We start from the raw sequence: 24,259 nt of genomic DNA on the forward strand, positions 1-24,259 counted from the left end.
CCCCACCATAAGGATGAAAAACATCCTTATGAGTTGTTAAACGCAAACAAACCTAACCAATTCAGCCGCTGCTGAACTAATTAGGTTTACGAGCGAATATGCCCAGGTGCCTTAGCAATCTCCTGCTACGTATGTTTTTCATTTTGTTTATAAACTAAAATTGTTCTCCCAGTTTTCATTCTCATTAATCATCACGATCCCGCTCCTTTAGCGCTATACAGCTGTTTGAATTCAGATGGTGTCATGCCTGTATGTTTTTTAAACAGTTCACTGAAATGCGGCCTGTCTTCGTATCCGAGTGCTTGGGCGATTTCTTGCACTTGCTTTCCTTGTGCCAGCATAATCTTAGCCTGCTCCATCCGCTCTGTTGTCACAAACTGCACAACGGTCATACCCGTTACCTTCTTGAACAAATTGGCAAAATAACTGCCGCTCAAATAAACCAGCTTGGCATAATCATTAACAGTCAGATTAGAGGCCACATTTTGACGTATGTGCGCAATGACTTGTTCCACGACTTGGTTCGTATCTTCCACATGACGTTTCTGAATCAACATACAACCCATCCTGCACAGTTCCTTGATGTTTCCTTGGAGCTCCTTCAGCTTATAGGACGAAAGATTTTTGATGTACAAAAAATGACGTTCGATCTGTTTCATTTCTTCATGAGTCAGTTTCTCCGAGAAAACACGATTGATCAGAAAAGCCAACTCATCACAGAAACCCTTAACCGCTTCGGGAGCTGGAGGCACGGGTACCGTAATTGTTTCCTCAAATAGATCATCCACAATGGCATATGCTTTATGCAAGTTTCCAGACCGCAGGCAATAAAAAAGTTCTTTTTCCTTTTCTGGAGAGTAGCGCGGCACCATCTGATGGACTGGGCTCATATTTCGATAACTGTACACGGTATTGCCGCCCGTATAAAAGCTATAAGAAAGAGCAGCGAGCGCCTGCGAGTAAGAGTACGAAATTTGATGTATTGCCTTTACTTCTTCCCCAAGACCTAGGGATATGGTGTATCTGGAATACTTTTCAACGTTTTCACGGCACTGCTCCGAAATAGCTTCCACGCTTAGGGAATCCGGCGGATTGAATATGACCACAAAGCGGTTCGTGTTATCACGGAATACAAAACCTTTGGTGAACCGCCTTAAACTTTCTTCCAAAATGTTTTGGACGGTAAACCGGATCAGCTCTACCTCTTGCACAGGCAAAGTCTCGGTTTGTTCAGCGAACTGATCGATTTCCGTAAGCATAACAACAAAGCGCTCCCGCTCCAATCCGATGTTCAAGAAGTCCCAACGTCTGGCCGCTTGTTCGGGGGTCGTTCGGAATTGCAGCAGCAGTTGAAAATATTCCTGCCTTAAATACGGCAAGCTTTCCCGCAGCTTTCTTTCCATCTCATGATAGCGCTGAGTTTCCCCCATCTCCTCTTCAATCGACTTTTTCGCTTTTAACACCACTTCAATAATTTTTTGCGGCGTATACGGTTTGACAATATAATCGAATGCACCGAGCTGAACGGCCTGCTGTGCATACTCAAAATCGGTATAGCCACTTAAAAAAACAATTCTTGTACGTGGAAACTTTTTCAATACCTGTTTGGTCATCTCTAAACCGTTTATTTTTGGCATCCGAATATCGGTTAGTACGATGTGGGGCTCCGTTTCAAGGATGAGATCAATACCTTTCTCACCATTGCTCGCTGTTCCTACAATGCGAATGCCATGAGTCTCCCAATTTATTTGGTTCGAGATCCCTTGCACCACGGTCTTGATATCATCAATTACGCACATCCTAAGTTCTGTCGTCATCGTTATATCCCTCACCTGCTAGTGGTATTGTTAATGTGACCGAGGTAGATATATGGGGTTCGCTGCTCAAGTCGATATCAGCTTCACTTCCATAATGCAGCTTCAATCGACCATAAACATTACGGAGGGCATAGCTTTTTTTCAAAGATTGTTCGATCCGCATGTCCGATCTAACTGCTTGAACATCCATACCGGCACCGTTATCCTCCACACGTAACCGAAGACTATCGCTCAGACATGTAATGGAGATCCGGATTATTCCCATTCCCTCCATTTCTTTAAAGCCGTGCAGAATGGCGTTTTCCACCAAGGGCTGCAAAATAATTTTCAAAATCGGTTTCTCTAGCAGCAAGTCATCCTCAAGCTCAATCGTATAATCGAACAGACCTTCATAGCATTTTTGCTGAAGAATTAAATACTGCCTAACATGATCAATTTCCTTGGCCAGTGTCGTCAACTCGTTTCCACCGTTGAGTCCTAGTTGGAACAATAGTGAAAGTGAGGTGATCATCTCCGTGACATCTTGGTTCTGAGACGCTTCTGACTTCCAAATGATCGTGTTTAATGTGTTATACAAAAAATGCGGATCGATCTGCGCCTGCAGCGCTTTGACTTCCATTTTACGTTTATCAAACTCGGCTTCCTTGACATCCTCGATGAGCGAAGAGATTTCCTCCAGCATACGGTTAAACTTTAATCCGACCTGCGTAACCTCATCCTCATACTTGCTGGTAAACCGTACATCGAGGTTGTTTTGCTCAACTTTCTTCATCAGCCCCTGCAGTTTGTGCAGAGGCTTCAATAGTAAGCTTGAGATGACATTGGACAGCACGAACGCCAATACCGCGCAGCATAACATGATTAATAATGTGGTCGTTTTGATACGGTTCACCTGATGGAGCAAATCTGACTGTGTTTGAACGCTGACGATCGTCCAATTATCCACCATGGTTAGCCTTGAATAATTAACTAAATAAGGGTTCCCCCCCAAGTTGTATTTGAAAAATCCACGATCTTGGCCTTCCAGCAGCTTCATGAAAGCAGGGTCTCGTTGAAATGAAGATGTCTGGGGATTAAGCGGAAGCACGGCTTCACCGCTCCGTGATATTAGAAAATAATTGTCGGCAGGTTCGAGCAAGTCGTCGGTGACGGCTTTACGGATTGCGTCTTCCTTTACATTGACTACAACATAAACATCTTGAACACGAAATTCTGTTATCGGCTTCATGATCAAGGAAATGACTTTCTGATTTCCTGAGAAAAGCGGATCTTCGTGATCTTCCACCCAAATGACACGGTCGGTGCTATCCAGATAATGTGAGAAAATCGTATCCTTGAAGGGGATCTGCCTATTTCGGAGATCTGTTGTAGCATATAGCTCGCCTACGGGTGTATAAATCAAGACGGATTGAATGGAAGGCTCAAGCAACTTCATTTGCCCAAGAGGCGTTTGCAGCGAAGACAGCCTTGTATAGTAGGATCCCGATTGATTAGAATACACGTCATCCATTGCCAACTTGAATGCATCACTGAGCATCATGGTTGAGGTCGTCACAATGATATGTCGAAGCTTTTCATCAAGCACACGCGCAGATTTATTCAGCGTATTCTGACTGGATATAAACGCCTCCTTTTCTGTCGAGCGAAAGGCAATCCAGTAGGACATCATGCCCGTTAGCGCGATCGAAAGGATAGTCAGAATCAGAAACGAAATCCACAATCGGCGGCGGAGCGAAAGCCGGTAATACCATTTTTTCAAGCTGCTCCCACCCTTTCTAAATAGAAGAGACGCGCTGCTTTCGGCTGCGCGCCCCTTCCCGTATTTGAACTTACTTTGCGAGGCTGCCCTGCAGCTTATTTGGATCGAAACTCGGATTCGCTTTCGTCTTCGTATCGCCCGCAGCTCTTGCTTTCTCAAGACCCGCGTTGTAGCGTGCTGTCAAGTCATTCAAGATCTTGTCCAAATCTCCGCCTTCAAGCATATATTTAATGATTGCGTTCCCGTATTTCATTCCTTCTACCTTCGTGTCCGCCACATTAAGCGGTGATGGAGCGTATAGTGCATCAAACTTTGTTGGCAAAAAGCCTTCGATACCCGGTGTTGTTGGTTTTTTCGCGACAGCGTTAACGTCTGGCACAATGGAGATCCCGAAGCCTTTTTCATGATATTCCTTTTGGAAATCTAGATTATAAATATATTGCAAGAACTTCCAGGCTTTATCTTTATTCGCCGTGCTTTTGCTGATACCGATATAGTTCCCGGCAATAACGGATACGGTCCCTTGTTGGCTGCCATCGATCGTAGGGGGCAATGCCGCGCTCCAGTTAACCTTTGTCGGGAATTGGCTTTGGTATACAGCAGGTTCCCCAGAGTGGTTAAAATACATACCTATTTTTCCTGCTGCGAACTGTGCGCGCAGTGGATCGATGTCGAGCGACTCAACACCAGGCAGCATACTGCCGTCTTGCTTCATCTGACGAAGCGCCTCAACAATCGGCTTGTACGCCATGTAATCGAACTGACCCGTTTTGTAATTGTAACCATCAACTACGGATGTTCCGCTCAGCGATCCGACCGGATTGGCGATCCGAACGAAGGCGGACGCTGGGTTTTTGAAGTTTTCCGCGAAACCGTATGCGCCAATATCTTTGCCGGCTTCCGTAATTTTCTTGGCATCCTCCACCAATTCTTTCATCGTTTTCGGCGGTGCTGTGATTCCTGCTTTTTGGAAGAGATCAACGTTATAAATCAATCTCCAATATTGCCCCGTATGCGGAAGTGAATAAATTTTGCCATCCATCATATTCAGCTCTTCCACCAGCAAGTTGCTGTACCGCTTCTTCATATCGTCCGTCATCATATCGTTGATCGGTTGTAAATAGCCCTTCTTCACAAACCCGGAAAAATCATTTGTCCTAAAAATGTCGGGCGCTTGATTGCTTGCAAAAGCGATATCGATCGATTGGTTAAAGTTATCGGCAAGAACCGTCATTTCAACTTCAATATTGTCCTTATTCGTTTCGTTGAACTTCTTGATAACATCCTTCATGTAATCGGCATCGTGACGGTCAATGGTCCAATAAGACAGCTTCGTCTTCGCTCCTCCTGCTGGAGCGGAAGTAGAAGTAGCCGTAGCTGTACTCTTCGGCTGATCCGCTTGTCCACCGCAAGCCGCAAGTGAAGCAACCATCGTAACGCCAATCAGTGTGCTTAGTACCATTTTTTTCTTCATGTAGTAAAACCCTCCTAGTTTAGTTTACCTTAAGACTTGCTTTATAACCAAAAATGTAACTGCTTTCATCATAATTCCTCAACACTTGGAACCGTGAAGGACAAATCAACTTTTGATGGGGGGAAAAATCACTTTCCTGGATCCGCTATTTCCGTTATCCTTTTACACTCCCTGCTGTCACCTGTATGAATGACTTATTCGCCAAAACGTATACAACAAGGATCGGAAGGAAGGATAGACAGGCACCCGCCATCATGAGATGCGACTCCGCAGCGGCGCCGATCCCGTAACGTAAATTCGCCAGTCCCACCGTCAGCGTTTGCAGTTTCGGATTCGTCATAGTGAACACAAGGGGCAAGATGTATTCGTTCCAAGCGCCGCGGAACGTGAACAAGGCAGTAACGCCAAGAGCAGGACTCAGCAGCGGAAGAATAATCCGCCAGTAAACCGTATAGAAATTGCATCCATCGATGTAGGCGGCCTCGTCCAGATCTTTGGGAATCGCCTTAAAAAAGCCGATCAGCATAAAGTAGACCGTGGCATGAGCGCTGATCAAGATGATGATGACCCCCCATAGCGATTTATTCAGGCCAAGTTTGACCATGAGATCGAACTGAGGTCTCAGTACTACCGCACCAATAGAAATGAACATCGTACTGGCTTGCAGGATTACGTACAATCGTTTGCCAGGGAATCTGGTGCGGTCGACAGCATACGCGGACATAGAGGCGATAAGCAGCGTGCCGATCGTCACAATTGTGCTGATAAAGAGGCTGTTCCACGTAAACCGGGCAAAATTCGCCTGTTTCCAAGCTGTTGCGTAATTAGAGAACTTCCAGACAGAGGGCAGCAAGGTTGCTCCCGTTGTCAACTCTGCATTCGTTTTAAAGGAACCCAAAATCGCCATAACGATTGGAAATAGCGTAAAGAAGGCTATGGCCAGTAAAAATATCCATTTCAATGTTTTTCCGGTGAAATATCCGCTTCGGATAACGCCTGATTTCGTACTTGTCTGCATCATGTAGTCAGTCCCCCTTTATTAATCCCGATTCAGCCGTTTGGACATATAGAAATAAACAATCGTAATTACCCCGACAATCAGCGCTGTTACAAACCCCGCTGCGCTGCCGTATCCGATTTGTTGTACGCTCGCAGAAGAAGCAGAAACAGGGAAAAACAATTTGTACACGTAAAGGTACATGACTTCGGTTTTACCGAAGGGCCCACCCTCGGTCAGTACCATAATGCTCTCATAACCTTTCAGCGCCGTGATGATGGCGAGCATAATAATCATTTGAAGGACGGGACCCAGCATAGGAATCGTAATGCTCCAAAATTTTTGCGCTGCATTCGCCCCATCGATAGATGCACTCTCATACAGATCATCAGGAATGCCTTGCAGCCCAGCGATGAAAAGCAGCATGTAGTTGCCGATCGCACCCCATATAGCCGTAATAATCACGGTCAGCATGGCATAATTCGGTCCCAGCCAATCAACCGCTTTGGAGATCAAGCCATACTTGATCAAAAATTGATTGAGCAATCCGTTGTACGAATTAAAAATGGTGAAAAACACGATCGACATCACCGATGTACTGATAATAGTCGGCATAAAATAGACAGCACGCAGAAGCACTTTGCCTTTCAGCCCCCGATTTAAAATGACGGCAAGCACAAGAGAAATCGGCAGGACAATGATAATCTTTCCACCCGCATATATGAACGTATTATACACAGAATGCCAAAACTCCTGATCGCGCAGTAATCTCGAAAAATTATCGAGTCCAATAAATGTCTTAGCGCCGAACCCCTGATAATCGTAAAACATATAGCGAAGCGCCCATGCAATCGGATAAACCCCTAGCGCCAAAGTCAAAAATAGACTGGGAAAAATGAATACATAAGAATTGAAAAGAGAAATCCTTTTTCGCATCATACATCTGCTCCTTTTGGTTATTGTATTCCAAGCATAGTACAACCACGCTCGGGTACGGGAGCGGCAATTCAACTGTATCCGTAGGACAAATCAACTGTTTTATAAAAATGACCTTTTCATCATTGGCAAACGGAAACAAGCCGCAAAGCTATCGCTGCGGCTTGTTAGCAAGAATATATCAAATTATGCTAGCGAATATGAATGATAAACGTTTTGATCTCGTAAGGGTTCAGCTGAACATCAATCAATGATTCGTACTGACAATCACCAAGAGGCCTTTCGAGCAGGTCGCATTCCTGCCAGGACTTGACCTTAGCATCACTCGAAATTTGCGTTTGGCCGCTAATACCTGCAAACTCGTGAATTCGGAGAATAATCGCGTCGTGATCCTCTGCTTTTTTTACCGCATCGATCATAACATGATCGCTCGATAGACGGAACAAGCTGAACGAGTCTTCGGTAGACTTGCCTAGCGCAAACGTTAACGGATTATTAAGCGACCAAGCGGACTGCACCGTTCCACCGTTATACCAGTCGCTGGCATGAGGGAAGAGTGAATACGTAAATTCATGCTCTCCCTGATCGGCCGTCGGGTCTGGAACCATAGCGGACTTGATCAGGGTAAGACGCATCACATGGTCTTTTACATCATAACCGTATTTACAATCGTTCATGAGACTGACACCATATCCGCGTTCGGACAAATCGGCCCACTGATGGCCAACCGTCTCAAAACGGGCATAGTCCCAGCTTGTATTCCAATGGGTCGGACGCTTCACGTTGCCAAATTGAATATCGTAAGTCGCCTCCGTTGCCCGGATTCGCAGAGGAAAGGCTACTTTCAACAGTTTGCGCTGTTCATTCCAATTAACGTGGGTCTGGAAATCGATTCTGCGACTGTACGCATAGAGCACCATATCCTGCACCACGGTTGAATCCAAATAGGACCACTCGAAACGGACTACCACAGCCAAAGGACCGCTGTCCGTTACTTCGACCCGGGTCAGAATATTCACTTCCTGCTTTTTCTCCGTGTAAAAGATGTCAATATCCCATGCTTCGTGCCGGCCTTTCGGCTTATCTTCGAACACTTCAAAACGATTCCCTGTTTCGCCTGCGGCTAGTATTTCCCGGCGCTCAATTCGATCGTAAAGACGGACAATCTGACCAAGGTCATTCCATTCTATTTCGTAATAAGGTGTCATAAATCCATGATCCAACTTCATGAATTTATTCTCTGCTATAACCTGTACGGGCTGATCGACCCGTTTCTTAAAATTGATGACAGCGAATCCCATAGGTGAGATTCTCTCTACGTTTACCCACCAGTTTCCACCTACAAGCTGAGCCTCCAGTGGTCGATCCGAAGCATCAAACCACCCTCCTCCGACTTCCTCCGTTTGCTCTTCGTCAATGCACACGAGATCTGTTCTCTCCCACGAAGAACCGTTAAACACCGTCACTTCGCTTCCCTTTTCCCTACCCGCTGTCAAAAGCAATGCTGACTGATCCCACACCTTTTGACCTATCGTTAACGCCTCTTCGTATTCGGCTCTGCTGTCCTCATACACCTCACGGATCGACGAACCAGGGATAATATCGTGGAATTGGTTGCGCAAAATAATTTTCCAGCCTTCGTACAGGGCAAGAGAAGTTTCAGCTACTGCCGCTTTACCTTTGGCATTCAAAATACAGCTCAAGGCCTGCACCCATTCCGTTTCCCGATACAGCAGCTCCAGCTTGCGATTCATTCGTTTGTTATAAGCCTGACTCGTATAAGTACCGCGGTGCAGCTCCAAATACAACTCGCCGTCCCACGTGTGCACGTATGAATTGGTGTTGCTGATACTCGCCTGCAATTCGTTAAAATACTCATCAGCACGCCCCGTCTTCACATGAGGAATGCCTGGAATATCGTCCAGCCTACGTCGCATCTCTAGCATCTCACGATTGACACCTCCGCCGCCGTCGCCGAACCCGTAAGCAAGCAGCAATTTCGTATTGAGCGTCTTATCACGGTAGCTTTCCCAAATCCCCTGTACCGATGAAGGCATCACTTTCCCGTTGTACGTGTAATAAAAGGCACCTTCGCTCGAGCCGGGATCCGGCGTCGTAATAAAATGGGTCACTACTTCCGTCCCGTCAATGCCCCGCCATTTAAAAGTGTCATGAGGCATCCGGTTATATTGGTTCCAGCTGATTTTGGTTGTCATAAATGATTCGATGCCAGATTTGCGTAAAATCTGCGGCAGCGCCCAGCTATAGCCAAACACGTCAGGCAGCCATAAATACTTGCATTCTACACCAAATTCCTCACGGAAAAATCGGGTTCCGTACAACAGCTGCCGCACCAGAGATTCCCCAGAGGCTAAGTTGCAATCCGCCTCCAGCCACATTGCTCCACCGGCTTCCCAGCGACCTTCCTTGATGCGTTCCTTCATACGCTCGTAAATTTGCGGATAATCAGACTTGATATATTCATACAGCTGCGGCTGTGTTTGCAAAAAGATATACTCCGGATACTGCTCCATCAAACGCAGTACGGTTGAAAACGATCTCGCTGCCTTTTCCCTCGTATGCTTCAGCTGCCACAACCAAGCAACATCTATATGTGTATGTCCGATACACTGTACCACAACCGAGTGAAGCTTGGGCATCGATGACAAAGTCTGCCGGAGTTGTTCACGTGCCTTTTCGACTGAGTTGTAAAAGCCTTCACTCCCTGGCCTGGACCAGTCGAGTATTAAGAAGGCCAGATCCAGCATAGAAAGCAGCTGATGGCGCTCTGGACGATTTTCGTCTAGTATACGGACCGTTTCCAGCAGCGCTTTGGCCGTATAGTATAAATCGTCCGCGAATTCATCCAACCAACAAACAGAAGCCAGATCCAGCTTGCTCTCCATCTCGCGTTGGCTCTCATATCCCCCTAGCCCTGACCACAAGCGGAAACGCAGCTGCGCAGTATGACCGATCACAGCTTCAGGCATAAAAACTTCCTCATGATTCGAGTCTACTCCTTGATACGGCTCTCCATTCAGAAATAGCAGCGATTCGAATCCGCTGTTCGTTCCACCTCCAGTTTGTCCGAGGCAGAACCGGCCAAGCACCTTTCTTCCTTCCCACTCAGCGGGAATCATCACATCTGCAGCCAGCCAGTAATATACATCGCGGCCTTTCCAGCGGTCACCTATACGCATGTCCATCCACTCGCCGTCTTCAGACGGATACGCTCCAATTGTGCCTTCCTCATCCAGTTTGATTCGAAACTTATCTATGTGTCGTTCATCGCGATAGCGGTACGACTCCAACTCATTTATGCGAGCTTGTAATTTCTCCACGGTCCAAAACATCCAATTTCTCCTCCTTATTCTTTCTTGTATGTCTATTGTAATGGATGCGAAGCTCATTATGTGATAGGTAATTTGATGATACAGAGGGGGTAAAATCATTAAATATATTCATATTGGACCCAAGATAGACTCAATAACCGATAAAGGCGGAAAAGCAAAAGACTGCCATCAGGCAGCCCTTTTAATTTTAAGCTCTAATGAGGTTTTGTATTCACTTCAAAAATCCATACGTTTCCATGTTTGTCGATGCCAAAATCGTAACCAAGCATTCCAATGCCTGGATAGCGAGATTCAAGCAGCGTCGTGCACGTTCGGGCCACTCCGCACATCGTGTCAATTTTGGATTTGACTAGCGAAGCAGAGAAAGTCCGCCTCAGCGCATGAGAACCTTTAAGTAACTTGCCGCCCCGGCAAATGTTTGTGACGAACAGTCCCGGACGCGCCATTCGGCCGACAACGGCTCGGATCACCCATGACCGACCTGCTTTTTTCAGTTTGACGCGATAATCTACGGGCCTACCGTCAATCGTAGCTAAGTCAATGCCCTGCTGCAGCATAAACGGGCGGTTTTTACGAATCTGGTTTAACGTGGAAAATAGCTCTTTCCAAGTGCGAAATGTTCTTATCGTCCCGAAGTTGTGCAGCAAATAACCGTTGCCTGTTTTTTGGATTTTCACTACACTGCTTCCCCCGGTTCCAACAATCGGCTTTGCCACGACAAATCCATATTGTCGCAGCATAGCCTGCAGGTTCGAAGCGCTAAAGCGGCGCATGTTCGGAATATGCTTGGCAACGCCGGCATGCCCCAACAAAACGGTGGTCTTCGACCATTTATTAGCAACCAAACGCATGAGGGATTCCTCCTTCCGTACAAGGCTTCCTCTATGCTAGAGTATTCCTCTTCCGTCAGAAGGGATAGGGACAATCAATCAAGTTAACAACTTATTTTTTCACATTCTTAATAAAATCCCAGCCGCCCGTATTCGTATTCGTATTCGTGGTCTTCCCATCTGGTCCTACGGCAGTGTATTTAAAGTTAATCGCTCCATAATTCAACTCAATGTTTTCATCTAAATTATATAAGTTATATTTACTAACGCTAATCCTTTCTAAATCGATAGTTACGATCGGTATCCTTTGTTCGCCAGTCCTAACGAATACAAGTTGGCCTTTCTCAATGGTTTTTCCCATGACCATATCCATAAACAAAGGTACGGAAGAAAGATCAAAACTTTTACTGAAAGTCATCGGTTTCCGAACCGCTTTTCCTGCACCAGATCCGGTGGTTGAACTGCTGTTTAATGTAGAACTATTTTCAAACTCAAATGAAATATCTTGAAGCTGGATCCACTTTTCATATCCTTTCGTAACAGATTCACCCGAAATTCCGTCTAATTTCAGATAAACATCGAAATCACTACTTTCCGCAGCTGCGGGAACAACACCGAAAGCAAGAACAAACAAGCACATGGTGAAGAATACTATCGAATTTCTGATCCTTCTCAAGCATATCACTCCTCTTCTCGTTCGATACATTTTGTATCAATTGACCTAAATATATCCGATAATTTTCCTTTTGTAAATGAGGCTTTAGTCAACTTTTAGGCGACAAAATGTCCTTCCCTACTAGCCCGTCACCAAGCGAATGAACGATTTTATCAAGCAGTCCAACTTAATTAGGATTATAATGAATTAAAAAAAGAGAAAGAGAGAAATGAAATGTTTAATAAGAACAAGCAGCTTTGGCTAATCACAGCCGTTGGCCTTGGAGTTCTCTTAAATCCACTGAATACGTCGATGATTTCAGTTGCATTCTCACGGCTGCAGGCCGAATTTCATGTCACTTATAGTGCTATTTCTTGGCTGATCGCGACTTATTATGTAGCCAGCGCCATTGCTCAACCAATTATGGGTAAAATAAGCGATATCTTTGGTCGCAAACGTATCTTCTTAATTGGACTTGCACTCGTTACTGTGTCATCCTTGCTAGCTCCGCTGGCACCGAGCATTGGCTGGCTTATTGGCTTTCGTGTCATTCAAGCGATAGGAACCTCTTCGCTGTACCCAGCGGGTATGGGGATAATTCGCAGCAGTATCACGGATAATCAAGCTAGAGCACTTAGCGTGATGTCGATTTTTTCTTCTACGTCGGCGGCCCTCGGTCCATCTATAGGAGGGTTTTTGATCCAGTATGGAGATTGGCCAGCTATTTTCATTGTCAACTTTCCAGTTATCCTCATTGCTTTTCTGCTTGCTGTCAAAATTCTTCCGAAAGACGGCCCGCGCAAGTCACTCGCCAAAGGCGGACTGGACTTGTGGGGAATTGTCTTTTTTGCAGCACTTATCGTCAGTTGGCTATTTTTCTTTCTTTCCTTCGAAAAGGGGGTCAATTACTGGTTTCTTTTAACCAGTTTAGTGCTGAGTTATTTATTCTATAAATTTGAATTAAAGCGCGACCAGCCGTTTATTGATGTGATCTTTTTGAAAAAAAATCTCAACGTTTGTTTGGTCTATGCCCAATTTATTTGTGTCAACATCGTGTTTTACTCGATCATGTTCAGCATTCCTTCTTATTTACAGCAAGTCCGACAATTCGATGCGCAGCAGGTAGGCATGATGATGCTGGCCTTATCAGGCTTAGGGATTTTCACTACGCCACTGGTTGGCAGATGGATTGACCATTCCGGCTCCAAAACACCGCTAATCACAGGTTCACTTATTGTTATAGCGGGTTCACTGCTCATACTGCTGATTCATGAACATTCCGCTTCCTTGGCGATATTTGCCATCCTATCCGTATTCGGATTGAGCAGTGGGTTCCAAAATCTCGGATTGCAGACGGCTTTGTATTCCTATGTATCTGCAGCTGAGACAGGGATAGCTTCAGGGTTGTTCATGACCTCCAGATTCATGGGTACGATCCTCTCCTCCAGTTTACTTGGCGCCATCTTTAGCCATGAAATCACCACACCCCGGCTGCACGCTATGGCCATCGTATGTGCAGTGATCAGCTTAGTAACACTCACTTTATCGATATTCATGCCAAGTAATTCCGTCCGTACAAAAGCAGTCCAAGGAAGATGAATACCTGATCTAAAATGCCCCTTGAGGCGCTAATAGCTCTCCCCGTGAGGGTAGAAAACAACAAAGACTGTCTCTAAAGTAGATAATTCTACTTGAGGACAGTCTTTTTATTCCGAGAATTGAAAAGACAGCTGAGCTGCAGGGTTTTACCTGCCCAACTGTCTTTGTTTTAATATAGTGCTGCTTTCTTTTGCGGAGTATGGGCAATGGAATGCCACCTTAATGCTAGTTCGCGGAACGTAGATGCGCTATTTCGGGAAATCTGCTCTAAAAATCGAAGTAAGGGAACGTGAGGACGCTATTTGCACGAAATTGAACGTTCCGGAGGCAAAAAACGCGAAATAACGCCTCTACGTTCCGTATTCCCCATGATTTCGCGTGATTTCGCCCAAATAGCGCCTCCTCGTTCCGCTTCCTCATGATTTCAGGTGATCTTCGCTTCTCGTTCCTCTTCCTCATGATTTCGGGTGTTTCTTCGCTCCTCGTTCCACTTCCTCATAATCTCGGGTGTTTCTTCGCTCCTCGTTCCGCATTCCCATGATTTCGGGTGTTTCTTCACTCCTCGTTCCGCATCCCCATAATCTCGGGTGTTTCTTCACTCCTCGTTCCTCTTCCTCATGATCTCGGGCATTTCTTCGCTCCTCGTTCTTCTTCCCTGTGAATTCGGGTGTTTCTTCGTCACCTCGGGCAAATTCCGGATACCCTTAGCATAGCCCGAGACTTGATTACTCTTTAACAGACCCCAACGTAATCCCATGAATAAAAAATCTCTGTAGAAACGGATAAATGACGAGAACCGGGATCATCGCAATAAAGATTTTAGCCGCGTTCAAGGTCTGATTAGAAAGCTCACTCATCTTCTGTATTTGTTCCGCGGTCATGGTATTAGCATCCACAATAACGACCAATTGCTGAATGTAAGTTTGCAGCGGGTAATGATCCGCATTCGACATCAACACAAGGCCATTAAAAAACTCATTCCAGTGATAGACGATACTGAACAAAGTTACAGTTGCCAACACGGGAACCGCCAGTGGAATGAAAATTTTGATAAGCATATACCAAGGCCCCGCACCGTCGACAAGTGCCGCCTCTTCTAATTCCTTAGGCAGATTACGGAAATAGTTAATGACCAGAATCACACTGAAAATCGGCACACTGTTTCCTAGGACAAGCGCCCAAATATTATTGATCAAGCCTAATGATTTAACCGTTTGATACCAAGGGATTAACCCTCCGTTAAATAACATCGTAAACACTAAAATCCACATCAGCACATTTCTAAACGGTAAGTCCTTGGCATTTTTGGATAAGGGGTAGCCCATCAGAATGATGATCACAAAGTTAAGACTCGATCCCAACACGACTCTCTGTATCGAAATCCAAAAGGAGTTGAAAAACTTACTATCGCCCATGATTTCATGATAAGAATTAAAATTTAACCCCACCGGCCATAAGCCAACTTGCCCCGAGGAAGCTGCTGCGTTATCACTTAACGAGACAGCAAGGGTATACCATAATGGAAGAACACATAAAAGAGCTATGCCAACCAGCAGCACGATAAGAAAAAGATCGAATGCTCTGGAGCCGATTGTTGTTTCTTTGACCATTTTCATGCTCCTTTATATTAAAAAATACGATAATTTGCAAACTTAGCAGCTAGGAAATAGGAAGTTGTAATTAGAAGAAAACTGATGACTGATTTTAATAGTCCCATTGCCGTTGCCAATCCATACTGAAGGTTCAATAAACCTGTCCGATAGACCCATGTGTCAATAATATCCCCGCTCGAATAGACAAGAGGATTATAGAGGTTGAAAATTTGGTCAAATCCAGCATTTAAGACATTACCTAGGCTGAGCACAGAAAGTAAAATAACCGTTGTCATAATGCCAGGAAGTGTGACATGAACTAAACGCTGCCAGCGAGTGGCGCCGTCAATCGCAGCCGCTTCGTATAGCGCCGGATTGATTCCCGTTAAAGCCGCCAAAAAAATAATCGTGTTAAATCCGAATTCCTTCCACACGTCACTTCCCACGATAATAAAAGGAAACAATTCCGCCTTGGCAAAAAACAAAGTAGGACTTATACCGAATATGCCCAAGATCCCGTTAACAGGTCCTTTATAGGACAAAACATCCAACAAAATACCCGAAAGAATGACCCATGATAAAAAATGCGGTAAATAAACAATCGTCTGTACCCATCTTTTTAAAAATGCAATGCGTAATTCATTCAGCAATAAAGCGAAGATAAGCGGTACAATCATATTCGCGATAATCTTCATAACGGCAATAAATAGCGTATTAAAAAACACCGTTTTACTATCGTTAAGCGTGAACATATACTTGAAATTTTCCAATCCGACCCATTCGGAATGAAACATGCCTAGACCCGGATTAAAATCTTGAAAAGCAATGACAATCCCGAACATAGGAACGATACTAAACAGCGTCAACCAGATAAATCCAGGAAGAAGCATGAGATAGTAATGTTTGGCAAACCCCTTCGTAACCATCCTACCGATCACTTCCATTCTCTCTATTGTAAGGGAAAGGCGCCAGAGTTCTCTGACGCCTCCATGCTTTCTTACTGTTTGATACTCTCATCGATTTCAGCCAGAATTTGATCTCCGCCCTGCTTTTTCCAATCTTGTACGAACTTATCAAAGGAATCCAGCGGCGCAGCACCCATGATAATTTTGAGGAACGTTTCTTTCTCTAATTTATCCAGTGAAGCCCATTTGCTTTCCATGGATTTCGTCTGCGAATAGGTTACGCTATAGGTTTTCTTAAACGGCTGCTGCAGCGGGGATATCCCTACGAATGTGGAATACATACGCTTCCATGTCCCTAAATCCGCGTTAGGATCCCAGTATTGAATGTCATTCTTGTCATAAGGCTCGAGTTTTACTTTTTTAACCTTTTCAGCATCGGCTTTTAGTAATTTATAACCTGGAATATCTAGATCCTCCGGCTTTTTGGTGCCTGCAAGAACCTCTTTCATCATCTTGTACGTGACATCCATCTCATCCATTGGAGCAAAAACGATACGCAGCGGATAGTTCCCAATTGCCACTTTGACATCGAATTTGGATTCATCACGCAGCAATAGGTTTTCCATTTGAATAGCGGCTTCCGGATGCTCGTAACCTTTTCGAACAACCAGATATTGGTTGGACGGGTTCCCCATATGCGGTGTAAATTCACCATTCACATCCAAAGGTGCCGTATACGCTTGCCAATTTGCCTTCGGATTATTCTTAATCGCATCGGCTAATGGACCATACCCGCCAGCCCACCATAGTCCAAAATAAATGCCTGAAGTTCCATTCTTGATCAGTTCCTGCGCATCCTTCCGAATGGTCATTTCCTTATCAATCAAGCCTTTGGCATAGAGATCACGCAGCTTCGAGAGAGCTTGCTTCGTTTCTGGCTGAAGGGAGCCATAGGTTGTTTTACCATCTGCACCTTTTAACCAAAATCCTGGATAGGAATGAAACGAAGAAAAGATAGGGTCGAAACCATAGTTATTATTATTGGGATTGATAAAATCTGCATTCAGTAAACCGCCTAATTGCGGGCCTGTTATGCCAATGGTATCGGCTTTTCCATTCCCGTCAGGATCTTGTTCGACAAAAGCTTTGGCTACTTTTTCTAATTCGTCGATGGTTTTAGGCGGTTGAAGGCCTAATTTATCCAACCAATCCTTGCGAATCCACATCATATGAACCATATCTGATTCTGTCGTGACGTTAGGAAGGGCATACATCTTCCCATCCACTGTGACCGCTTTAAGCGCAAGCCCTTGCGTCGTTTCAATGATATGTTTGATTGCAGGAGAAGCATATTTATTATAAACTTCGGTCAGATCCGCGAGTTGACCGCTTTTAACCATTTGTCTGAACTGCGTATCTTTCACAACCAACGCATCCGGCAAATCGTTACTGGCTATGGATAAATTAACTTTTTGGTCGTAATCCTTACCGCTGGCAGCCTGCCAAACAATTTTGGTATCGATATTCAAGTTGTCTTTTATATAACGGGTATACGGGTTGTTTTCAGGGGAGTCTCCCGCTGGCAAACTCTTATCGGAAGCATCTACATCTTTACCAATTTTAATCGTAATCGGTTTGGCTGATTTGGCGAATGGACCTGCTTCAGTTGGCGCAGCTGCTGATTGCGCTGCTCCTGTTTGCGCAGGCGTAGCCTCCGCTTTAGGTGATTCCTTCGCCTTCTCTGCGCATGCGGATAATACGACTAGCATCCCGGCAAGTAACAGCAGCATGCTTTTTTTAGATCTTCTCATATAAAGCCCCTTCTTTCGCTTTCAGAATTTATCTACACCCTAAAAGTATCACGAAACATCACGCTGCTAGGATGGAAAACGGTTACAGCTTTAGAGGGGTAAATGACCGAGAATTCGCCGGTAATCCCCTTTTTCTTATGAATTTGCAGCATTTGACCCTCTAATTTTCGGACATTTCTCTACCTGTTACACTCTTCAGACGATACTCGCTTGGTAACAGGCCTGTTTGTTCCCGAAAGGTACGGCTAAAATACTTTTCGTCCATATATCCAACGTTCTCAGCAATCCAGAGAATCGTCTTGTTCGTATAAAGCAGATACTCCTTTGCTTTCTCTATGCGCTTTTGGCGTAAATGCTCACTAAAATTAATGCCTACAATTTCTTTAAAACACTGGCTGAAGTAGCTTCTACTCATATTTACCCGCTTCGCAATGCTCGAGGCCGTAATCTGCTCTTTCATCTCTTCATTCGCAATGTAAACAGCTTTCATCACACATTCTACAACCTCTTGGGAAAAAGAAGGCTTATCAATCGCCTTGCGAATCTTTTCACGAGTAGCCATCAACCATTCCTCCACCTGGTGCCAGCTTTCGAATGAATCAGGCAATTGGATTTTCGCCAAATCAATAGGATGAAATAAAAGATTCCACTTGTCGATTAACGCATATAACAACCCAATCAACTTCGTTTGAGGTAAACGCAGCTGCTTCAAATCATGAATATGAGATGTAAAGAGGTTATCTTGATAGACCCATTCGTGACCCGACCATTGCTCCTTCACTAGGCTTAAATCTTTACCAGCTGCCTCCAATTCGTGATTATCCCCTTCATGAGCCTCAGAACCTGCACCATGCGAGGATTCACTATCATAGAAGATATCAGATGGATTAGGCGCATGTTTTTGCTCCTCCTTAATCCGCTTGTAGATCCGCTCCAGAACTTCCTCAAAGCGCTCCTTTTCAAGCTGAACCTTGGCAATATAATCAATAGCCCCAAGTCTCAATGCCTCTTGGATATATTCAAAATCCTGATGGAAGGTTAGCACGACGGTGTAAATGCTTGGATATTGCTTTCGCACTATTTTTAATAATTCTATCCCCGACATAACAGGCATCGCTAAATCAGTCAGCAATAAATCTATCGCGTTCGCTGCTATAAATTCCAAGGCTTTCTCGCCATTACTTGCTTCCCCGACAACCTCCATGTCAAAATCGTGCCAAGGCATGGCTGATATAAGACCCTTGCGAACTAATTTATCATCATCGACAATCATCACTTTAATCATGCCGGGACTTCACCTCCATAATAGGTAAGGAAACAAGGATGGTTGTCCCTTTTCCGATCACACTCTTGATACTCAGGTCCGCCTGATCGCCATATTGGGATTCGAGCATTCGCTTAACATAATTTAACCCAATCCCCATACCGACTTTTTTGTTTTCCGTTTCCGGATTATGCAGTAAGTTATGAATCGTTTCTTCCGACATGCCTGAACCGTTATCATGAATCGAGATCAGTATCGCATTCGTTAAACTAACATCTACCTTGATGTACCCGTCATCACTTAACCCGTGATAAAGCGAGTTTTCGACAAGCGGTTGGAGGATAAAACGAGGAACCGGCATGTTCCACACCTCTTCATCGACATTCATCTGTACATCAAACTTAAAATCATAGCGAATTTGCTGTAAAATCAAATATTGCTTTAAGGCTTCTATTTCCTCATAAATGGTTGAGGCCTGTCCAAGCTTGCCTAAATTATAATGCAGCAGCTTATTTAATGAAGATACAAGACGATCGATCTCATTCTGTCCGTTCATGACGGCCAACCAATGCACCGTATCCAACGTATTCATTAAAAAATGAGGATTAATTTGATAAAGCAGCTTCTCTACCTCAAGATCCACTCTTCGCTTCTCTTTTTGTTCGACTTCCGCAAACAAATTCCAAATCTGCTCTCTCATTTGCCTAAATTGATGCAGTAGAAAATCAAACTCCGGTATTTTTGTTCGTACCGTAACGGTCTGGACTCGGTTTTGTGCCATCAGCTTGATTTCTCTATTAAAGCCATTCAAAGGGAGATATACCATCTTCCATAGGAGCCAAGCCATAAGGAGACTCATTCCTAGAAAAAGGAGTGAAAACAGCAAAATTTGAACAAACCACTGATTCATTTCTCTGTTGTAATCCGCTTTTGGAATGACAGACACGATACTCCAGCCTTGATTACTTGCCTGCCTAAACCAGTAAAATTCATTATATGTGCCAAAGGTTTTTTCATTGGAGAAGCTGGGGAATATCGTATCTTTTACAAATGTATCTGGAAGCTCACTAAATGCAATTCTGCCGTTATTATCTAGGAAAACATGGAAATTCGTTCCCCCAAATTGATCATTATTCAGAATGTTTTGCGTGAGATGAAACCCCGTTTCAATGTAGACATAGACATCATCACGAAGTGGTAAATCCACTTTCCTTCGTGCAGATAAAACAAAATTATTATCAAATTGATTGTTGCTTAAATGAGGACCGTAATAAGAAATTCCTGAGTATTCTGCAAGCAATGGCAGCTTTTCAGGGGAAAAATTCTCCTTTACGCCCGAATTTTCGAGATCATACGTATGGTCATTTTGAAAATAGTATAAGGTTAAACCAATATTGGGATTGGTAAAGGTGACTAAGCTTAATTCATCTTTTAATTCACTTATCATTTGCGAGCGTTCGAAAGATTGACTTGCTGGAAGCGATAACATTTGATCCAACTTCTTACCCACACTTCCTGCAAACGCAAGCTGCTGAGAGACATGATTCAAATTGCTTATCGTGCTTTCTAAGGAAAGCTCTACTTGTTTTAAATTACTTTGAATACCGCTCTGAATTTTATTTGTAAGAATCGAATAAATCGCGTAATACGAGATAAGAACGATACAAATAAATGGGATCAATGTACTGCATAAGAAAATAATAAAAATCCTCTTTTTCAATGTTAGGTAATCGTACAGAAATGACTTTACATTCTCCTTCATCTTAACAAACAACAATCATCACTCCCCCGATCAGGCTAAATTCAACTAGAAACAATGATTCGTGAATATCCCCCCGTTCCCTCACTTGTCCTTAATCTTTTTCGATATTCAGAAGGGGTATAACCAAAATGCGTTTTAAACACGCCTATAAAATAACTCAAGGTATTGAAGCCAACATCAAGCGAAATCTCTGTAATCTTCTTATTAGTATCCTTTAGCATTAAAGCCGCTCGCTGTGCACGTACTTGATTTAAGTACTCCAGTGGGCTTTTTCCTGTAAAACCCTTGAAGTATCGGCAGAAATAAGACTCGCTAAAAGAAACGATCGCCGCGAGGTCCTCCAATCGAATTGGACTGCTATAGTTTACTTGCATATATTCGATAATCAGTTTTAGCCGATCTATGTGCGTAGGGTTCACAGAAGGCGGAAGCTCACGAAAAGCAGGACCTCCCAGCATAATTAGCTTTGAAATGACCAATTGCAGCAATGCTTTTGTAGAAAGCTCATATAACGGCCTTTCATTAATATTCAAATCGAACACTTGCAGCAACAACGCTAATAGCTCCCTCTCCTCAGCAGTATGATGGCTGATGTGGGCAGGAGTGACAAATTTCTGCTGGATTAGCGGGTTAATATATTTCTCACGAACAAGGTCAAACCGCTCGCCTCCCAATATATCCGAATGAAACACCACAGCAGTGAAGTAACATTCTTCGTTTGCGGATATACGACCAGAATGAAGCTGACCAGAATTCACGAAAATCGCTTCCCCGGCTTCCAATTCATAGTCATCCATAGAAACACGGAATACCGCCTTCCCCTTGGTAAGCATGAGAAACTCCAGCTCATCATGCCAATGGAGTTCAAGCAGTTCTTCCCCTGGCTGACAGCAGATTTCATAAACTCGGATCGGATAAAGCGGATCACCATGAATGCGGTCCTCTTTTAAATTGGCTTGCTGCATAATGGTAGTCCCCCCTTTAGAGAATTTCAAAACTGATGTCAAAATACTGATATTTTTTCACAATATAACGGAAGGAATGGATATTTTAAATCAATATAATTATATTACAACACTTTGGAGGGATGATGGCAATGAAATTTTCTAATGGTTATTGGATGGCAAAAGAAGGATACAACGTCCTTAATCCTGTCGATGTCCGCGATGTACATCAAGAAGATAGCAATCTGACTATATATGCTGCCGCACGGAAGATTCAGCGAAAAGGGGATACCTTAAATGGCGCGATCCTGACTTGTGAATTGAGCTCGCCCCTTCCCGATATCATCCGTGTACGCTGGACACATCATGCAGGCAAACGTTCGCAAGGACCCGCTTTTGAATTGTTCGATAATCCGCAGACTCCAGTTTCAATCGAAGAGAGCAACGATCATGTGACCATGAAATCCGGCGGATTAAGCGTAAAAGCCAACAAACATAGTACGTGGGGAGCTGAATTCTCTTTCGAAGGCCGACGTTTAACTGGCACCAACAGCAAAGGTGCGGGACATATTACGACAGCTAACAAAGAAATTTACTTTCGCGAGCAGCTTGAGCTTGGCATTGGTGAGCATATTTACGGATTAGGAGAACGGTTTACAAATGTAGTGAAGAACGGGCAGACGGTAGATATTTGGAACGAAGATGGCGGCACGAGCAGTGAACAAGCATACAAAAATGTGCCCTTTTACTTATCCAGTAAAGGATACGGTGTTTTCGTCAATCATCCCGAGCACGTATCATTCGAAGTCGGATCTGAGGTTGTGTCCAAAGTCCAGTTCAGCGTACCAGGCGAAAGTGTTGAGTATTTCATTATTGGCGGGAAAACGCTAAAAGATGTTCTGAATAATTACACGAAGCTTACCGGTAAACCCGCTTTGCCGCCGGCATGGTCGTTCGGGTTGTGGTTAACAACCTCTTTCACAACGGATTATGACGAAGCTACCGTGAACAGTTTCATTGACGGCATGTTTGAACGAGACCTTCCGCTGCATGTGTTCCATTTTGATTGTTTCTGGATGAAGGAATATCAATGGACCAACTTTGAGTGGGATGCCGATATGTTCCCCGATCCGGTAGGTATGCTGGCACGCTTAAAGGACAAGGGGCTCAAGATTTGTGTCTGGATCAATTCGTACATTGGCCAGAAATCTCCGCTCTTTCAAGAAGGCATGGACAAGGGATATTTGGTCAAAACCTTGGATGATCACGTTTGGCAGTGGGATCTCTGGCAAGCCGGCATGGGGCTAGTCGATTTCACCAATCCAGAAGCCACGGAGTGGTACAAAGGACATTTGAGACGGCTGATCGATATGGGCGTGGATTGCTTCAAAACGGATTTCGGCGAGCGCATCCCGACCGATGTCAAATACCACGACGGTTCGGATCCACTCAAAATGCATAATTACTATACTTTCCTATACAATAAGGCCGTATTTGAAGTGCTGGAAGAAAAACTCGGCAAGAACGAGGCCATGTTATTTGCCCGCTCCGCTACCGCTGGAGGACAGCAATTCCCCGTACACTGGGGCGGCGACTGCTCAGCCAATTACGACTCCATGGCAGAGTCGCTTCGCGGAGGCCTTTCACTCGGTTTATCCGGTTTCGGATTCTGGAGCCATGACATCAGCGGTTTTGAAAAAACGGCCCCACCCGATATTTATAAGCGCTGGGTAGCTTTTGGCCTGCTGTCTTCCCACAGCCGGCTGCACGGCAATGAATCTTACCGTGTTCCATGGCTGTTTGACGAAGAGGCTGTCGAAGTACTCCGACATTTTACAAAGCTAAAAAGCACGTTAATGCCTTATCTGTTTGCAAGTGCTATCCAATCCACAGAAATGGGAATTCCGATGATGCGCGCAATGGTGCTGGATTTCCCATCAGACCCGTCCACTCATCACCTGGATACGCAATACATGTTGGGAGACAACCTACTCGTTGCCCCAATCTTCAATGATCAAGGAACTGTGATGTATTATGTTCCCGAAGGACGTTGGACCGATTTCTTCAGCGGACGAGTTGTTGAAGGCGGCAAATGGCAGGAAGAAACGCATGGCTATATGACGCTGCCCTTGCTAGTTAAACCTAATACGGTGCTTGCCGTAGGAGCAAATGAGCAGAAACCCGATTACGATTATGCGGATGGAGTGTCACTTCATTTGTTTGAACTGGAGGATGGAGCAGCCGCGGAAACGTCGATTTATGACACGCAAGCTAATTTGCAATTAACTGTAAATGCGGTCCGAATGAATGAACTTATCGACATTTCTGTTCAAGGCGGTACGAAACCTTTCACCCTTGTACTGAGAGGCTTCAATCAGATCTCATCCGTAGAAGGCGCATCTTGGACAAAATCAGCAATCGGTATCGTGCTAATCCCCGAAACCGGCATATCGAAAATAGCTGTAAGATTGTAATATATAAACGGCTGGCCCTGTTATTCATACAGAGTCAGCCGTTTTCCACACTTTTAGGGTATAATATAAAAGGAATTCATATTCCGG

The 24,259-nt window shown here is 44.4% G+C and carries 16 protein-coding genes; 2 read left to right on the plus strand and 14 right to left on the minus strand.

Annotated elements, in window-relative coordinates; genetic code table 11:
- Nucleotides 1–191: 191 nt before the first annotated feature.
- The 8 genes from GC102_RS15910 to GC102_RS15945 all read right to left on the minus strand — a co-directional run bounded on the left by GC102_RS15910 (nucleotide 192) and on the right by GC102_RS15945 (nucleotide 11,842).
- On the minus strand, nucleotides 192–1,817 hold the full coding sequence (locus GC102_RS15910; protein ID WP_171690428.1) for a response regulator: 1,626 nt from the start codon (nucleotides 1,815–1,817) through the stop codon (nucleotides 192–194).
- Nucleotides 1,801–3,576, minus strand: coding sequence for a sensor histidine kinase (locus GC102_RS15915; RefSeq protein WP_171690429.1), 1,776 nt, complete (start codon nucleotides 3,574–3,576; stop codon nucleotides 1,801–1,803). Before GC102_RS15915 ends, GC102_RS15910 begins: the two co-directional genes overlap by 17 nt.
- Before the next feature lie 70 nt (nucleotides 3,577–3,646).
- Nucleotides 3,647–5,050 (minus strand): ABC transporter substrate-binding protein, encoded by a 1,404-nt coding sequence (locus GC102_RS15920; protein ID WP_171690430.1) that lies wholly within the window; start codon nucleotides 5,048–5,050, stop codon nucleotides 3,647–3,649.
- A gap of 154 nt (nucleotides 5,051–5,204) precedes the next feature.
- Nucleotides 5,205–6,068 (minus strand): carbohydrate ABC transporter permease, encoded by an 864-nt coding sequence (locus tag GC102_RS15925; protein WP_376769378.1) that lies wholly within the window; start codon nucleotides 6,066–6,068, stop codon nucleotides 5,205–5,207.
- Between the two features lie 21 nt (nucleotides 6,069–6,089).
- Nucleotides 6,090–6,983 (minus strand): carbohydrate ABC transporter permease, encoded by an 894-nt coding sequence (locus GC102_RS15930; RefSeq protein WP_171690450.1) that lies wholly within the window; start codon nucleotides 6,981–6,983, stop codon nucleotides 6,090–6,092.
- A 191-nt stretch (nucleotides 6,984–7,174) separates the two neighbouring features.
- Complete coding sequence (locus GC102_RS15935) at nucleotides 7,175–10,336, minus strand: alpha-mannosidase (protein WP_171690432.1); 3,162 nt, start codon at nucleotides 10,334–10,336, stop codon at nucleotides 7,175–7,177.
- A gap of 194 nt (nucleotides 10,337–10,530) precedes the next feature.
- A complete protein-coding gene (locus tag GC102_RS15940) occupies nucleotides 10,531–11,187 on the minus strand; it encodes a YheC/YheD family protein (protein ID WP_171690433.1) in 657 nt (218 codons plus the stop codon).
- A 91-nt stretch (nucleotides 11,188–11,278) separates the two neighbouring features.
- Nucleotides 11,279–11,842, minus strand: coding sequence for an Hcp family type VI secretion system effector (locus GC102_RS15945; protein ID WP_171690434.1), 564 nt, complete (start codon nucleotides 11,840–11,842; stop codon nucleotides 11,279–11,281).
- 213 nt (nucleotides 11,843–12,055) lie between these two features.
- Here GC102_RS15945 and GC102_RS15950 point away from each other — a divergent pair, with 213 nt between their 5' ends.
- Nucleotides 12,056–13,420: an MFS transporter gene (locus tag GC102_RS15950; protein WP_171690435.1), complete on the plus strand. Its 1,365-nt coding sequence runs from the start codon at nucleotides 12,056–12,058 to the stop codon at nucleotides 13,418–13,420.
- 725 nt (nucleotides 13,421–14,145) lie between these two features.
- Here the strand turns inward: GC102_RS15950 and GC102_RS15955 are convergent.
- The 6 genes from GC102_RS15955 to GC102_RS15980 form a co-directional block, all read right to left on the minus strand.
- Entirely contained in the window at nucleotides 14,146–15,030 is an 885-nt protein-coding gene (locus GC102_RS15955; protein ID WP_171690436.1) for a carbohydrate ABC transporter permease, read from the minus strand.
- 17 nt (nucleotides 15,031–15,047) lie between these two features.
- Nucleotides 15,048–15,938: an ABC transporter permease gene (locus GC102_RS15960; RefSeq protein WP_171690451.1), complete on the minus strand. Its 891-nt coding sequence runs from the start codon at nucleotides 15,936–15,938 to the stop codon at nucleotides 15,048–15,050.
- A 71-nt stretch (nucleotides 15,939–16,009) separates the two neighbouring features.
- Entirely contained in the window at nucleotides 16,010–17,728 is a 1,719-nt protein-coding gene (locus tag GC102_RS15965; protein ID WP_171690437.1) for an extracellular solute-binding protein, read from the minus strand.
- Between the two features lie 160 nt (nucleotides 17,729–17,888).
- Nucleotides 17,889–19,013, minus strand: coding sequence for a response regulator transcription factor (locus tag GC102_RS15970; RefSeq protein ID WP_171690438.1), 1,125 nt, complete (start codon nucleotides 19,011–19,013; stop codon nucleotides 17,889–17,891).
- Nucleotides 19,006–20,754 (minus strand): sensor histidine kinase, encoded by a 1,749-nt coding sequence (locus GC102_RS15975; protein ID WP_171690452.1) that lies wholly within the window; start codon nucleotides 20,752–20,754, stop codon nucleotides 19,006–19,008. Before GC102_RS15975 ends, GC102_RS15970 begins: the two co-directional genes overlap by 8 nt.
- Nucleotides 20,755–20,795: 41 nt before the next feature.
- A complete protein-coding gene (locus GC102_RS15980; RefSeq protein ID WP_171690439.1) occupies nucleotides 20,796–21,719 on the minus strand; it encodes a helix-turn-helix transcriptional regulator in 924 nt (307 codons plus the stop codon).
- Nucleotides 21,720–21,850: 131 nt separating this feature from the next.
- Between GC102_RS15980 and yicI the strand changes: the two genes are divergently transcribed.
- A complete protein-coding gene (yicI, locus tag GC102_RS15985) occupies nucleotides 21,851–24,172 on the plus strand; it encodes an alpha-xylosidase (protein WP_171690440.1) in 2,322 nt (773 codons plus the stop codon).
- Nucleotides 24,173–24,259: the final 87 nt, after the last annotated feature.

This window comes from Paenibacillus germinis, from assembly GCF_013141785.1.
Taxonomy (GTDB): Bacteria; Bacillota; Bacilli; order Paenibacillales; family NBRC-103111; genus Paenibacillus_E; species Paenibacillus_E phytorum.

Excerpts from the sequence above, each read along its gene's own strand:
- GC102_RS15910 (WP_171690428.1), bottom strand. The coding sequence starts at position 1,817 with ATGACGACAGAACTTAGGATGTGCGTAATTGATGATATCAAGACCGTG.
- GC102_RS15920 (WP_171690430.1), bottom strand. The coding sequence starts at position 5,050 with ATGAAGAAAAAAATGGTACTAAGCACACTGATTGGCGTTACGATGGTT.
- GC102_RS15925 (WP_376769378.1), bottom strand. The coding sequence starts at position 6,068 with ATGCAGACAAGTACGAAATCAGGCGTTATCCGAAGCGGATATTTCACC.
- GC102_RS15930 (WP_171690450.1), bottom strand. The coding sequence starts at position 6,983 with ATGCGAAAAAGGATTTCTCTTTTCAATTCTTATGTATTCATTTTTCCC.
- GC102_RS15935 (WP_171690432.1), bottom strand. The coding sequence starts at position 10,336 with ATGTTTTGGACCGTGGAGAAATTACAAGCTCGCATAAATGAGTTGGAG.
- GC102_RS15940 (WP_171690433.1), bottom strand. The coding sequence starts at position 11,187 with ATGCGTTTGGTTGCTAATAAATGGTCGAAGACCACCGTTTTGTTGGGG.
- GC102_RS15950 (WP_171690435.1), top strand. The coding sequence starts at position 12,056 with ATGTTTAATAAGAACAAGCAGCTTTGGCTAATCACAGCCGTTGGCCTT.
- GC102_RS15955 (WP_171690436.1), bottom strand. The coding sequence starts at position 15,030 with ATGGTCAAAGAAACAACAATCGGCTCCAGAGCATTCGATCTTTTTCTT.
- GC102_RS15960 (WP_171690451.1), bottom strand. The coding sequence starts at position 15,938 with ATGGTTACGAAGGGGTTTGCCAAACATTACTATCTCATGCTTCTTCCT.
- GC102_RS15965 (WP_171690437.1), bottom strand. The coding sequence starts at position 17,728 with ATGAGAAGATCTAAAAAAAGCATGCTGCTGTTACTTGCCGGGATGCTA.
- GC102_RS15970 (WP_171690438.1), bottom strand. The coding sequence starts at position 19,013 with ATGATTAAAGTGATGATTGTCGATGATGATAAATTAGTTCGCAAGGGT.
- GC102_RS15975 (WP_171690452.1), bottom strand. The coding sequence starts at position 20,754 with ATGAAGGAGAATGTAAAGTCATTTCTGTACGATTACCTAACATTGAAA.
- GC102_RS15980 (WP_171690439.1), bottom strand. The coding sequence starts at position 21,719 with ATGCAGCAAGCCAATTTAAAAGAGGACCGCATTCATGGTGATCCGCTT.
- yicI (WP_171690440.1), top strand. The coding sequence starts at position 21,851 with ATGAAATTTTCTAATGGTTATTGGATGGCAAAAGAAGGATACAACGTC.